Origin of the sequence: Streptomyces sp. SJL17-4 (genome assembly GCF_036826855.1) — a bacterium.
In the GTDB taxonomy this organism is placed as follows: domain Bacteria; phylum Actinomycetota; class Actinomycetes; order Streptomycetales; family Streptomycetaceae; genus Streptomyces.
Map to the genome: position 1 here is coordinate 6,347,356 of NZ_CP104578.1, position 13,117 is coordinate 6,360,472.

Consider the following 13,117-nt stretch of genomic DNA (forward strand, 5'->3'; position numbering starts at 1 on the left):
CGGGAGCCTAGGCCCGGCAAGGGGCGCCGTTCCGTTGTGCCCACCCGTTCCGCCCCAGCGGAACAGTTGCCCACAACGGGGGTGGGTGGGGGTGGAGCCCCGGCGGAACAGTTGCCCACAACGGGGGTGGGTGGGGGTGGAGCCCCGGCGGAACAGTTGCCCACAACGGGGGTGGGTGGGGGTGGAGCCCCGGCGGAACAGTTGCCCACAACGGGGGTGGAGCCCCGGCGGGGCCGGTGCCCGCCATGGGGGTGGGCGGGGGCACTGCCCCGGCGGGGCCGGTGCTCGCCACGGGGGTGGGGGTGGAGCACCGGCGGGTCCGTTGCCCGCAGCGGGGTGGGGCGGCGGCGGTGGGGTTTGCCGCAGCGGAACAGTTGCCCGCAACGCGGGCGCGGCCGACGCGCCGGTGGGTGCTGTCCCTGGGGAGCGAGCGCATGCACGCGGCGGGGGATGGCGAAGGGCCCGGCGCCCATGTGGGTGCCGGGCCCTCTTTCTTGGGGGTCAGGCCTTGCGGAGGTGGAACGTCAGGCCCAGGGGCTCGTCCGTGAACGCCGGGCCGTAGGTGGCGTCCGCCTCGCCCTCGGCGTGGTCCGTCGCCAGGACCTCGTCCGCGATCAGGGCCGCGTGGGTCTTCAGCGCCTCCGCCGTCTCCGGGGACTCCGCCTGCCAGCGCAGGGCGATCCGGTCCGCCACGTCCAGGCCGCTGTTCTTGCGGGCCTCCTGGATCAGGCGGATCGCGTCACGCGCCAGGCCCGCCTTGCGGAGCTCCGGGGTGATCTCCAGGTCCAGGGCGACCGTCGCGCCCGCGTCGGAGGCCACCGACCAGCCCTCGCGGGGGGTCTCCGTGATGATGACCTCCTCGGGAGTGACGGTGATGTCCTCGCCGTTCACCGACAGGGTCGCCTCGCCCGAGCGGAGCGCCAGCGACAGCGCCGCCGCGTCGGCCGCCGCCACCGCCTTCGCCACGTCCTGGACGCCCTTGCCGAAGCGCTTGCCGAGGGCGCGGAAGTTCGCCTTGGCCGTCGTGTCCACCAGGCTGCCGCCGACCTCCGAGAGGGAGGCCAGGGAGGAGACGTTCAGTTCCTCCGTGATCTGGGCCTGGAGGTCCGCTGAGAGGGCCGCGAAGCCCGTCGCCGCCACCAGGGCCCGGGAGAGCGGCTGGCGGGTCTTCACGCCCGACTCGGCACGCGTCGCCCGGCCCAGCTCCACCAGACGCCGGACAAGGAGCATCTGCTCCGAGAGCGTCTTGTCGATCCGGGTCGTGTCCGCCTCAGGCCAGGTGGCCAGGTGGACCGACTCGGGGGCGTCCGGCGACACCGGCACCACCAGGTCCTGCCAGACCCGCTCCGTGATGAACGGGGTCAGCGGGGCCATCAGGCGGGTGACCGTCTCGATCACGTCGTGGAGGGTGCGGAGGGCCGCCTTGTCGCCCTGCCAGAAGCGGCGGCGGGAGCGGCGCACGTACCAGTTGGAGAGGTCGTCGACGAAGGCCGAGATCAGCTTGCCGGTGCGCTGGGTGTCGTACGACTCCATCGCCTCGGTCGTCTCGACGACCAGCGTGTTCAGCTCGGAGAGCAGCCACTTGTCGAGGACCGTGCGGTCGGCCGGAGCCGGGTCCGCCGCGCTCGGCGCCCAGCCCGACGTGCGGGCGTACAGCGCCTGGAAGGCCACCGTGTTCCAGTACGTCAGGAGGGTCTTGCGGACGACCTCCTGGATCGTGCCGTGGCCCACCCGGCGGGCCGCCCACGGCGAGCCGCCGGCCGCCATGAACCAGCGGACCGCGTCGGCGCCGTGCTGGTCCATGAGGGGGATGGGCTGGAGGATGTTCCCCAGGTGCTTGGACATCTTGCGGCCGTCCTCGGCGAGGATGTGGCCCAGGCAGACCACGTTCTCGTAGGACGACTTGTCGAAGACGAGGGTGCCGACGGCCATCAGCGTGTAGAACCAGCCCCGCGTCTGGTCGATGGCCTCGGAGATGAACTGCGCCGGGTAGCGGGACTCGAAGAGTTCCTTGTTCTCGTACGGGTAGCCGTACTGCGCGAACGGCATCGAACCCGAGTCGTACCAGGCGTCGATGACCTCCGGCACGCGGGTGGCCTCCAGCGAGCAGCCCTCCGCCGGGCATCCGAACGTCACCGCGTCGATGTACGGGCGGTGCGGGTCGAGCTCGGACTGGTCGGTGCCCGTCAGCTCGGTCAGCTCGGCGCGCGAACCCACACAGGTCAGGTGGTTGTCCTCGCAGCGCCAGATCGGCAGCGGGGTGCCCCAGTAGCGGTTCCGGGAGAGCGCCCAGTCGACGTTGTTGGTCAGCCAGTCGCCGAAGCGGCCGTGCTTGACCGAGTCCGGGAACCAGTTCGTCCGCTCGTTCTCCGCGAGCATGCGGTCCTTGACCGCGGTCGTGCGGATGTACCAGGACGGCTGCGCGTAGTACAGCAGCGCCGTGTGGCAGCGCCAGCAGTGCGGGTAGCTGTGCTCGTACGCGATGTGTCTGAAGAGCAGCCCGCGCGCGTCCAGGTCGGCGGTGAGCGCCTCGTCGGCCTTCTTGAAGAAGACGCCACCGACCAGCGGCACGTCCTCCTCGAAGGTGCCGTCGGGGCGGACCGGGTTCACGACCGGCAGGCCGTACGCCTTGCAGACCTTGAGGTCGTCCTCACCGAAGGCGGGGGACTGGTGGACCAGACCCGTACCGTCCTCGGTCGTCACGTACTCGGCGTTCACGACGTAGTGCGCCGGGGCGTCGAAGGGGACCAGCTCGAAGGGGCGCTGGTAGGTCCAGCGCTCCATCTCCGCGCCCGTGAAGGACTCGCCCGTGGTGACCCAGCCCTCGCCGAGCGCCTTCTCGACCAGCGGCTGGGCGACGACGACCCGCTCGTCGCCGTCGGTGGCGACGACATAGGTGACCTCGGGGTGGGCGGCGACCGCCGTGTTGGACACCAGGGTCCACGGGGTCGTCGTCCAGACGAGGAGCGCCGCCTTGCCGGCCAGCGGGCCGGAGGTCAGCGGGAAGCGGACGTAGACCGAGGGGTCGACGACCGTCTCGTAGCCCTGGGCCAGCTCGTGGTCGGAGAGGCCGGTGCCGCAGCGCGGGCACCAGGGGGCGACCCGGTGGTCCTGGACGAGCAGGTCCTTGTCGAAGATCTGCTTCAGCGACCACCAGACCGACTCGATGTACGAGGGGTCCATCGTCCGGTACGCGTCGTCGAGGTCGACCCAGTAGCCCATGCGGGTCGTGAGCTCGGCGAACGCGTCGGTGTGCCGGGTCACGGACTCGCGGCACTTGTCGTTGAACGCGGCGATGCCGTAGTCCTCGATGTCCTTCTTGCCGGAGAAGCCGAGCTCCTTCTCGACGGCGAGCTCCACCGGGAGGCCGTGGCAGTCCCAGCCGGCCTTGCGGGCCACGTGGTAGCCGCGCATGGTCCGGAAGCGGGGGAAGACGTCCTTGAAGACGCGGGCCTCGATGTGGTGCGCGCCCGGCATGCCGTTGGCGGTCGGCGGGCCTTCGTAGAACACCCACTCGGGGCGTCCCTCGGACTGTTCCAGGGTCTTGGCGAAGACCTTGTTCTCGTGCCAGAAATCGAGCACGGCGTGCTCCATCGCGGGCAGGTCGACCTGGGCGGGCACCTGGCGGTACTGCGGCGGTGTCATCGAGTTCCTCCGGCGGACTGTCGTCATTCCGTCGGAGGGACGAGAGCGCTGCTCCCGCGGTACCACCCTCCTTGGCCCGGGGCACACGGCCCTGAGCCCCCTCATTGGGGTCGCGACGCCGGGTCTAGTCACCGCAGGTCTCCTGCGGCTTTCTTCCGACGGCTCCGGGGTGATGCTTCACATCGGGCTCGCCCCCGGGCTCTCACCGTCCCCGGGTCGCTCATGGCTGCGTACGACGCTACTCGTCCCCATCCAAGCCTTTCGCAGGACCAGTGTACGGGGCCCGGGGTGGCGTGGCAGACCGGTTTTCCCGTGACCCGAATGGCCATACGGGGTGGTTCGGACTTGGTGTACGGCCATGTGGGGGAGGGGTTGGACGGATTACCCGGCGGGGAGCTGGGCACAACCGAGGCAGGCTCGCCCCGTGGGGCGCGGGGGCGGGTGGGAACGGCGGCGTGCCCCGTTGCTGCGGGCCTTGGGCCGATTTATCGTCCCAGCACGATTCGCGAGCAAGATCACAAAATGTGAAGGGGCCGCGACATGGTGGCGAAGAAGACCGCCGCGAAGAAGCCCTCGGCCGCCGGTTCCACCGGTTCGGCGGAGGGCGCCAAGGACGTGGCCGGGAAGAGGACGACGGTCGCGGAGCCGCCGACGGTCGCGAAGAGGACCATCACGAAGAAGTCCGACGCGAAGAAGATCACCGCGAAGAAGACCACCGCGAAGAAGACCACCACCGCGAAGAAGGCCGCCGTGAAGAAGACCGCCGTGACGGACAGCGCGGGGGAGGCGGTCGCCGAGGAAACGGTTGCCCCCAAGGCCGCCGCCAAGAAGACGCCCGCCAAGAAGGCCGCGGCGAAGAAGGCGGCCGCCGAGGCGCCCGCCGCGAAGAAGCAGACAGGAGCCAGGACGGTGGCAGCGAAGAAGACGGCGGGTGGCGTCACGACCGCCGGGGACGAGGCCGCCGTGCCTCCCGCCCGGACCGGCGAGCTCGCGGTACGTCCGGGGGAGGACCCCTGGACCCCGGCCGAGGTCGCCGAGGCCCGCAACGAGCTCCAGTCCGAGGTGCTGCGGCTCCGCAGCGAGCTCGCGCACTCCCAGGAGGAGCTCACCGGCCTCATGCGGGACTCGGGCGACGGCGCGGGGGACGACCAGGCCGACACCGGCACCAAGAACATCACGCGCGAGCACGAGCTCGCCCTGGCCGCCAACGCCCGGGAGATGCTGGAGCAGAGCGAGCACGCCCTGGAACGGCTCGACGCGGGCACGTACGGCCTCTGCGAGGTGTGCGGGAAGCCGATCGGCAAGGCGCGGATGCAGGCCTTCCCCCGGGCCACGCTCTGCGTCGAGGACAAGCAGCGGCAGGAGCGGCGCGGCTGACGGCCGCGGAGGGCGCGGCCGACGATCGGACGATCTGCGGCCGACGATCGGACGATCAAGGGCCGCGGCCGGCCACCGGTGCCGTACGTGCGCCGAAGCGGTGCGGCGCGGCCGGTGATCTCGGCTGCCGGTCTCGTACGCCTGTGCCGTACCCTCGGTGCACGGTCAGGCATCGAGGTCGAGGGACTCACTCACGTGGCAGAGGCGGAGCGCATCATCGGTACGCCGGATTCATCAGGGGCCGAGGAGCCGGCCGCCTCCGACGAGACGGCGGCCACGCCCGACGACGGTACGGCCACGCCCGACGACGCGTCGGCCGCTCCCCAGGAGCGGCCGAGGGGCAGGCGCAGGATCCTCGCCCTGTTCGTCGTGGCCGTTCTCGCCTACCTGCTCGACCTGGGCAGCAAGATGCTCGTGGTCGCCAAGCTGGAGGGCCGTGAGCCGATCCCGGTGATCGGCGACTGGCTGCGCTTCGACGCCATCCGGAACCCGGGTGCCGCGTTCGGCATGGGCGAGGCCTTCACGATCATCTTCACCTGCATCGCGGCCGCCGTGATCGTCGTGATCATCCGGCTGGCGCGGAAGCTCTACAGCCTGCCCTGGGCGATCGCGCTCGGTCTGCTGCTCGGCGGCGCGCTGGGCAACCTCACGGACCGGATCTTCCGCTCCCCGGGCGTCTTCGAGGGCGCGGTCGTCGACTTCATCGCCCCCGCGCACTTCGCCGTCTTCAACCTCGCCGACTCGGCGATCGTCTGCGGCGGCATCCTCATCGTGATCCTGTCGTTCCGGGGTCTGGACCCCGACGGCACCATCCACAAGGACTGAGCCGAACCTTGCCGCGAGACCCGAGCACCTCGGGGCAAGGCATACTCGACGAGTGAGTACGAGTCCCGAGATCCGCACGCTGCCCGTTCCCGATGGCCTGGAGGGCGAGCGCGTCGACGCCGCCATCGCCCGTATGTTCGGGTTCTCCCGTACGAAGGCGGCCGAGCTGGCCGCCGCAGGGAAGGTCCAGGTCGACGGCTCCGTCGTCGGCAAGTCCGAGCGGGTGAGCGGCGGCGCGTGGCTCGAGGTCGAGATGCCGGGCGCGGCCGCGCCCGTGCAGATCGTCGCCGAGCCCGTCGAGGGCATGGAGATCGTCCACGACGACGACGACATCGTCGTGATCATGAAGCCGATCGGTGTGGCCGCGCACCCCAGCCCCGGCTGGACCGGCACCACGGTCATCGGCGGCCTCGCCGCCGCCGGGTACCGCATCTCCACCTCCGGCGCCGCCGAGCGCCAGGGCATCGTGCACCGCCTCGACGTCGGCACCTCCGGTCTGATGGTGGTCGCCAAGTCGGAGTACGCGTACACCTCGCTCAAGCGCCAGTTCAAGGAGCGCACGGTCGACAAGCGCTACCACGCGCTGGTGCAGGGCCACCCCGACCCGATGAGCGGCACCATCGACGCCCCCATCGGCCGGCACCCGAACCACGACTACAAGTGGGCGGTCACCGCCGACGGCAAGGCGTCCGTCACGCACTACGACCTCATCGAGGCGTACCGCTCGGCGTCGCTCCTCGACATCAAGCTGGAGACGGGCCGCACCCACCAGATCCGGGTGCACATGTCCGCCCACCGCCACCCCTGCGTGGGTGACCTGACCTACGGCGCCGACCCGACGATCGCCAAGCGCCTCGGCCTGACCCGGCAGTGGCTGCACGCCGTCCGGCTGGGCTTCGAGCACCCGGGCGACGGCTCGTGGGTCGAGTTCGCCAGCACGTACCCCGAGGACCTCCAGAAGGCCCTGGACCGGATCGCGGCGGAGAGCCAGTGAGCAGCGCGTACAGCGTCCGTGAGGCGCTCGGCGACGGTGACCGGGAGGCCTGCTTCGCGGTCCGCCGTGAGGTCTTCGTGGTGGAGCAGGGCGTTCCGCAGGAGCTGGAGTACGACGCGTACGACGCCACCGCGGCGCATGTGCTGGCCGTGCGCGAGGACGGGCTGCCGCTGGGCACCGGGCGCCTTCTCCTCGGGGCGGACGCGGTCGGGAAGACCGGCGGCGACGCCTCGGTGGGCTCGCTCGGCCGGCTCGCGGTCGCCAAGGCGGCCCGGGGCCTCGGTGTCGGCGCCGCGCTCGTCCGGGCCGTCGAGGACGTGGCGCGCGAGCGTGGTCTGACCGCCGTCGACCTGCACGCGCAGACGCACGCGCTGGGCTTCTACGAGCGCCTCGGCTACGAGGCGTACGGCCCGGAGTTCCCCGACGCGGGCATGCCGCACCGGGCGATGCGCCGGACGCTGTAGCGGCGGCACGACGGCGGGCCTGGTCCGAAGAACAGGCCCTTGGTTGGTTTCGTTCCGGGCTGCGGTGGTCACTTGCTGGTGTGGCAACCGCGTGGACGTTCGTCCGCGGGTCCGGTGCACTGGCCGCTCTGGCCCGCACCGTTTCCGCCGTTGGTCGGTGGATGCGGCGTCGCCAGCGCGGCGGACCCCGCTCCGAGCACGCCGGCGATGGCCAGCATCAGGGCTGCCGCGCGACGTCCCAGTCGCTGCTTGATCATGCCGCCCTCCCGTCGAGTGGTCGAAATGTCCATTTCATGCTATGCCTCTTCGTGTGGCGCGGCAGGGCGAGAAGAGTCATGACCGACTCGCCGGACCGCTGGAGGGGAGACCGTGGACCAGCTGGCCCTGTTGTTCTTGCTGCTGCTCGGCGCCCTGCTCACCGTGCCCCTCGGTGAGCGGCTCGGACTGCCCGCACCCGTCCTGATGACCCTCATCGGGATCGTGCTGGCCTTCCTGCCCTTCGTGCCGAACGTCGAGATCCCGCCGGAGCTCATCCTCCCGCTGGTCCTGCCCCCTCTGCTGTACGCCTCCGTGCAGCGCACCTCCTGGCGCCAGTTCGCTGCCAACAAGCGGCCCATCTTCCTGCTCGCGGTCGCCCTGGTCTTCGTCACCACGGCCGCCGTCGGCGCGGTCGCGCACTCGCTCGTGCCCGGCCTTCCGCTGGCCGCCGCCATCGCGCTCGGCGCCCTCGTCGCGCCGCCCGACCCGGTCGCGGCGACCGCCGTGGCAGGCTCGCTCGGACTGCCCCGCCGTCTGGTGTCGATCCTGGAGGGCGAGGGCCTCTTCAACGACGTCACCGCGATCGTGCTCTACCACGTGGCCATCGCCGCCGTCGTCAGCGGCTCCTTCTCCTGGCCCGAGGCGGTCGGCGCGCTGGTGCTCTCCGCCGTGGTCGCCATGGTCGTCGGTCTGGGGCTCGGCTGGCTCTCCAACAAGCTCATCGGGCTCCTGGGCGACGCCACCCTCCAGACCGGACTCACCCTTCTCGTGCCCTTCGTGAGTTACGTGCTCGCCGAGGAACTGCACGGCTCCGGCGTCCTCGCCGTCCTGGTCACCGCCCTCTTCCTCGCCGAACACGCGGCCGACGCCGACGACGTGATGGGCCGGCTCGCCGGGCAGACCTTCTGGCAGATCGTCGACACCCTCGTCACCGGCATCGCCTTCGGCCTCATCGGACTGGAGCTCGTGCATGTCTTCGGGGTGGCGGACGGGCACGGCCTGGAGATGCTCGGCTGGGGCGCCGCCGTCGTCGCGGTGGTCGTCGGGGTCCGGCTCCTCTGGCTGCTGCCCGCCACCTGGCTCGCGAAGCGGCTGCACACCCGCCGGGACGTCGACGAGGAGATCCCGACCAGCTGGCGGGAGACCATCGTCATGTGGTGGGCGGGGATGCGCGGGGTGGCCTCGGTGGCGCTCGCGCTCGCCATCCCGCTCCGTACCGACGACGGCTCGCCCTTCCCCGGCCGCGACGAGATCGTCTTCATCGCCTTCTGTGTGATCATCGCCACGCTCGTCTTCCAGGGGCTCACCCTGCCCTGGCTGGTCAGGCGGCTCGGGGTGCGGGCCGACGCGGACGCCGAGCGGGCCCTTGAGCGGGATCTGGCCATCCGGGCCGCGAAGGCCGCCAAGCGCAGGCTCAAGGAGATCGAGGAGGTCGAGGAGCTGCCCGAGGACCTCCAGGAGCGGCTGTTGCGCGGGGCGTACGACATCGGGGCGCGGATCAGTCCGGACATGGTCGACGAGGAGCGGCGGGCCGCGTTCGTCGAGCGGACGAAGCGCTTCAAGGCGGTGCAGCGGATCCAGCGGGAGCTGATGTCGGCCGCGCGGCACGAGGTGCTCTCGGCCCGCAGCGAGCCGGGCGCCGACCCGGAGGTGGTGGACCGGGTGCTGCGCCAGCTGGACGTGCGCAGCATGCGGTGAGGCGGTCGTGCGGCGGGCAGGTGACGCCGCAGGTGGTGCGGCCGGTGTCCCGTGGGGCGGGTGGCAGGATGGGACGCATGGACATCATGCTCTTCCACTCGGCCTACGGGCTGACCCCCTCCGTCGAGGCCGCTGCCGAGCGGCTCCGCGCCGCCGGGCACCAGGTCTGGACCCCGGACCTCTACGGAGGCCGGACGGTCGGGACCGTGGAGGAGGGTGTGGAACTCCGGGACGAGATCGGCAAGGACGAGCTGCTGAAGCGGGCGGTCCTCGCCGCGGCCCCGTACTCCGAGCGAGGGCTGGTCTACATGGGCCTCTCCCTCGGGGCCTCGATCGCGCAGACCCTGGCGCTCGGGGACGAGAAGGCGCGCGGGCTGCTCCTGTTCCACGGCACCTCGGACCTCGCGGAGTCGGCCGCGGTGGACGAGCTGCCCGTCCAGCTGCACGTGGCCGATCCCGACCCGTTCGAGACGCACGACTGGCTGTCGTCCTGGTACCTGCAGATGCGCAAGGCGGGGGCGGACGTGGAGATCTACCGCTACCCGGGCGCGGGGCACGTGTTCACGGACCCGGAGCTGCCCGACTACGACGAGGAGGCGGCCGCGCAGGCCTGGTCGGTGGCGCTGGCCTTCGTCGAGGATCTGTAGGACCTGCAGGACTGCAGGACCTGTCGAACGGGCGTGGCCCCCGGGGGAGTTCCCCGGGGGCCACACCTCTGTCCGGCCGGATCAGGATCAGGCGCGGTAGGCGGTCCAGTACTCGTTCATCCGGGTCACCTGGCCGGAAGTGAACTGGTACATGCACGCGTCGTACGTGTAGTCCATGAAGTTGTGGATCGGGTCCACGCCGGTCTTGGAGGCGCAGGAGTCACGGCCGGTCGGGCACTGGTACGCCGGGCTCTTCTCGGCCGGGGTGTCGGTGACGTAGTCGCCGTTTCCGGTGCAGCCGCCCTGGAAGGTGTGGTAGAGGCCCATCCAGTGGCCGACCTCGTGGGTGGCGGTGTCACCCTCGTTGTAGTTGGCCGCGGAGCCGCCCGGGAGCGAGGTGTCGAGGACGACGACACCGTCCATGGACGGGTTGGACTGGTACGAGGACGGGAAGGTCGCCCAGCCGAGGAGGCCGCCGCTCAGGTTCGCCGTGTAGAAGTTCAGCGCGCCGGCGCCGCCCTGGCGGAGGGTCTGCTTCATCTGCTTCTCGGCGGTGGAGCCGGAGGCCAGGTTGTACCAGGAGGCGTTGTCCGTGTAGTCGGTTCCGGCAAGGGTGAACTGGAAGTTGGAGTTCACGTTGCCGGTGCCCTGGCCGGCGTACGCCGAGTTCAGGACCGCCATCTGGTTGTTGATCTGGGTGGCGGTGAGCTTGCCCGTCGTACCGGAGTGGATGACGTGGAAGTAGACCGGGATGTTCACCACCGCGGCGGCGCCGGTTTCGGCGGAGGCGCTGAGGCGGCCCTCGGTGCGGGCGGCGTCCAGCTTCTTCTTGAAGTCCGCGTCCATGGCCTTGGCCTGGGTGGCCGTGACCTCGTTGGGCTCGTGGGCGTGGCTCTCGGCGCCGCGCGCCTTGCGGGCGCCGGAGAGGGCCTCGTGGTCGTCGTGGCCGTCCACGCACTCCTCGGCCGAGGCGCCGGCCAGGGTGGTGGCGGCGGCGCCGGTGGCCACCGGGGCGGACAGGGGTGCCAGGGCCAGGGTTCCGGCCATCACGGCAGTGCCGAGCATACGACGTGACATACGCGGCGATATACGGACAAGAGCACGCACGGTGACTCCTCGCGGGGGGTGGTGGTGAGGAACTTCCTCGCCACTGCGGGGAGATTACGCGTCCATGTCAGGCGTCGTTGAGAAGCGATCAGGCCCAATCATTCATGGAGCAATTCGGGGCATCGGGAAGAAAAACTTGGGCGGCTTCCGGAGTTTGAGACGTCGACGTAACAGTCAAGGTGGCGGAGGCGGGTGGTGTGTCCGGATTCGATCTCGAAAACCGGCCACCCGCCGTAGCGATGTGAGCTTCTGTTAACAGAAGCGATCATGGCTGAAAATCACCCATGATGGTCCGCCAGGGGAACAACAGGGAAACGTCAGCGGACAGGTTGGTACACCCGCTCCACGCGCTGCGTTCCACTGAGCGTCCGGTACGAGCGCGCCCAGGCCGTCGACGCGGCCGGATCCGTCTTGTCGGAGACCGTGTAGTAGTCCATCTGCGAGCGCTCGGCGGTCACGTCGAGCACGCCGTAGCCGTGGTGGTCCATGTCCACCCACTTCACGTGCCGGTTGGCGGCCTTGATGGCGCCGGCGGCCACCGCCGAGAGCGTCCCCGGGGCCACGTGCAGCAGGTCGTCCAGGTTGTCCGAGGTCACCGAGGTGACCACGAACTCGGTCGCGGCGGACGCCGAGAAGGGGTACGTCGCCGCCTTCACCGGTACGTCGTTGGCCCAGGCCATGTGGATGTCGCCGGTCAGGAAGACGGTGTTGCGGATGGCCCGCGAGGTCAGATGCGCGAGGAGCTCCTTCCGGTCGTCCGTGTACCCGTCCCACTGGTCGACGTTGACCGCGAGCCCCTCCTTCGGCAGGCCCATCAACTCGGCGATCGGCTCCAGCAGGTGGGCGGGCAGCGCGCCGAAGGCGACCGGCGAGATCATCACCGAGGTGCCGACCAGCTGCCAGGTCGCGTCCGAGCCCGCGAGCCCGGACTTCAGCCAGTCGAGCTGCGCGCGGCCGGTGATGCTGCGCGCCGGGTCGTCGACCGAACCGCTGCCGGCCTTCGCCGGGGCGGAACGGAAGGAACGCAGGTCGAGGAGGTGCAGATCGGCCAGCTTGCCGAAACGCAGCCGCCGGAAGACCGTGCCCTCGGTGGACGTACGGACCGGCATCCACTCGAAGTAGGCCTGCTTGGCCGCGGCGACCCGGGCCGCCCAGTCGCCCTCGGCGCCGGGGGTGTGGTTCTCGGCCCCGCCCGTCCAGGCGTCGTTGGCGAACTCGTGGTCGTCCCAGATGGCGACGACCGGGTGGGCCGCGTGCAGCGCCTGGAGGTCGGTGTCCGTCTTGTAGTGGCCGTGCCGGGTGCGGTAGTCGGCCAGCGAGACGATCTCGTGGCGCGGCTCGTGCTGCCGGACGGTGTACTTCGCTTCCGGGTAGGTGCCGCTGCCGTACTCGTACAGGTAGTCGCCGAGGTGGAGGACCGCGTCCAGGTCGGCGCGGGCGGCGAGATGGCGGTACGCGGAGAAGTGGCCCGCCTCCCAGTTGGAGCAGGAGACCACACCGAACCGGACGCCGGGCGCGGCGGCGTCGACGGCCGGCGTGGTGCGGGTGCGGGCGGCGGGAGAGACGGTGGAGCCCGCGGTGAAGCGGAACCAGTAGGAGGTGGCCGGACGCAGGCCGCGGACGTCCGCCTTGACCGTGTGGTCGGAGCCGGCGCTCGCCGTGGTCGTGCCGGAGGCCACGACCCGCGCGAAGCCGCGGTCCTCGGCGAGCTCCCAGCCGACCTGGACGTCGGGTCCGAGGCCGGAGCCGGGCACGGCTTCGGGGGTGGGGGTGACGCGCGTCCAGAGCAGGACGCCGTCGGGCAGCGGGTCGCCGGAGGCGACGCCGTGGAGGAACGCGGGTGCCCCGGGGGCCGCGTGGGCCGTGGTGGCCGCGCCGAGGAGGGCGGGCGCGGTGACGGCGGTGACGGCGGCGGCCTTGACGACCGTGCGCCGCGTGGGGGCGGAGGATATGAAACGACTGGTCACGGGCAGTCAGATTACTGGCGGGTACGGTGGGTGGGGAGGGACTTGTATGAAAATTCGCCGGATCGTCGTCCGCAGGCCGCATCCGCCCCCGCGGCGGTGGCGCTCCTCCGGCTCGCTAACCTGACTCGGGATCAG

General features: G+C 71.0%; 10 protein-coding genes. 6 read left to right on the forward strand and 4 right to left on the reverse strand.

Annotated elements, in window-relative coordinates; all coding sequences use genetic code 11:
- Window positions 1-501: 501 nt before the first annotated feature.
- Window positions 502-3,645, reverse strand: coding sequence for an isoleucine--tRNA ligase (ileS, locus tag N5875_RS28515; protein ID WP_338497014.1), 3,144 nt, complete (start codon window positions 3,643-3,645; stop codon window positions 502-504).
- Between the two features lie 540 nt (window positions 3,646-4,185).
- Here ileS and N5875_RS28520 point away from each other — a divergent pair.
- The 4 genes from N5875_RS28520 (at window position 4,186) to N5875_RS28535 (ending at window position 7,305) form a co-directional block, all read left to right on the forward strand.
- Window positions 4,186-5,022, forward strand: coding sequence for a histone H1-like repetitive region-containing protein (locus N5875_RS28520; protein ID WP_318207314.1), 837 nt, complete (start codon window positions 4,186-4,188; stop codon window positions 5,020-5,022).
- A gap of 195 nt (window positions 5,023-5,217) precedes the next feature.
- The gene (gene lspA / locus N5875_RS28525) at window positions 5,218-5,847 is read left to right on the forward strand and encodes a signal peptidase II (RefSeq protein WP_318207313.1); all 630 of its coding nucleotides are present in this window, start codon (window positions 5,218-5,220) and stop codon (window positions 5,845-5,847) included.
- A gap of 52 nt (window positions 5,848-5,899) precedes the next feature.
- Window positions 5,900-6,841 carry an RluA family pseudouridine synthase gene (locus N5875_RS28530; protein WP_073916813.1) on the forward strand — a complete coding sequence of 314 codons (942 nt, stop codon included), beginning with the start codon at window positions 5,900-5,902 and terminating at the stop codon, window positions 6,839-6,841.
- Window positions 6,838-7,305, forward strand: coding sequence for a GNAT family N-acetyltransferase (locus N5875_RS28535; protein WP_318207312.1), 468 nt, complete (start codon window positions 6,838-6,840; stop codon window positions 7,303-7,305). Before N5875_RS28530 ends, N5875_RS28535 begins: the two co-directional genes overlap by 4 nt.
- Window positions 7,306-7,373: 68 nt before the next feature.
- On the opposite strand, the gene N5875_RS28540 is transcribed toward N5875_RS28535, so the two are convergent.
- A complete protein-coding gene (locus N5875_RS28540) occupies window positions 7,374-7,562 on the reverse strand; it encodes a hypothetical protein (protein ID WP_318207311.1) in 189 nt (62 codons plus the stop codon).
- A gap of 112 nt (window positions 7,563-7,674) precedes the next feature.
- Here N5875_RS28540 and N5875_RS28545 point away from each other — a divergent pair, with 112 nt between their 5' ends.
- Together N5875_RS28545 and N5875_RS28550 are read left to right on the forward strand one after the other, a co-directional pair.
- Window positions 7,675-9,261 (forward strand): Na+/H+ antiporter, encoded by a 1,587-nt coding sequence (locus N5875_RS28545; RefSeq protein ID WP_318207310.1) that lies wholly within the window; start codon window positions 7,675-7,677, stop codon window positions 9,259-9,261.
- A gap of 68 nt (window positions 9,262-9,329) precedes the next feature.
- Window positions 9,330-9,908 (forward strand): dienelactone hydrolase family protein, encoded by a 579-nt coding sequence (locus tag N5875_RS28550; RefSeq protein ID WP_338497022.1) that lies wholly within the window; start codon window positions 9,330-9,332, stop codon window positions 9,906-9,908.
- 87 nt (window positions 9,909-9,995) lie between these two features.
- On the opposite strand, the gene N5875_RS28555 is transcribed toward N5875_RS28550, so the two are convergent.
- Entirely contained in the window at window positions 9,996-10,973 is a 978-nt protein-coding gene (locus N5875_RS28555) for a zinc metalloprotease (protein WP_338497023.1), read from the reverse strand.
- 359 nt (window positions 10,974-11,332) lie between these two features.
- The gene (locus N5875_RS28560; RefSeq protein ID WP_338497024.1) at window positions 11,333-12,982 is read right to left on the reverse strand and encodes an alkaline phosphatase D family protein; all 1,650 of its coding nucleotides are present in this window, start codon (window positions 12,980-12,982) and stop codon (window positions 11,333-11,335) included.
- Window positions 12,983-13,117: the final 135 nt, after the last annotated feature.

What these genes read in the sequence shown, in the direction of transcription:
- N5875_RS28540 (WP_318207311.1), bottom strand. Translation starts at nt 7,562, where the DNA reads ATGATCAAGCAGCGACTGGGACGTCGCGCGGCAGCCCTGATGCTGGCC.
- N5875_RS28555 (WP_338497023.1), bottom strand. Translation starts at nt 10,973, where the DNA reads ATGCTCGGCACTGCCGTGATGGCCGGAACCCTGGCCCTGGCACCCCTG.
- N5875_RS28550 (WP_338497022.1), top strand. Translation starts at nt 9,330, where the DNA reads ATGGGACGCATGGACATCATGCTCTTCCACTCGGCCTACGGGCTGACC.
- ileS (WP_338497014.1), bottom strand. Translation starts at nt 3,645, where the DNA reads ATGACACCGCCGCAGTACCGCCAGGTGCCCGCCCAGGTCGACCTGCCC.
- N5875_RS28520 (WP_318207314.1), top strand. Translation starts at nt 4,186, where the DNA reads ATGGTGGCGAAGAAGACCGCCGCGAAGAAGCCCTCGGCCGCCGGTTCC.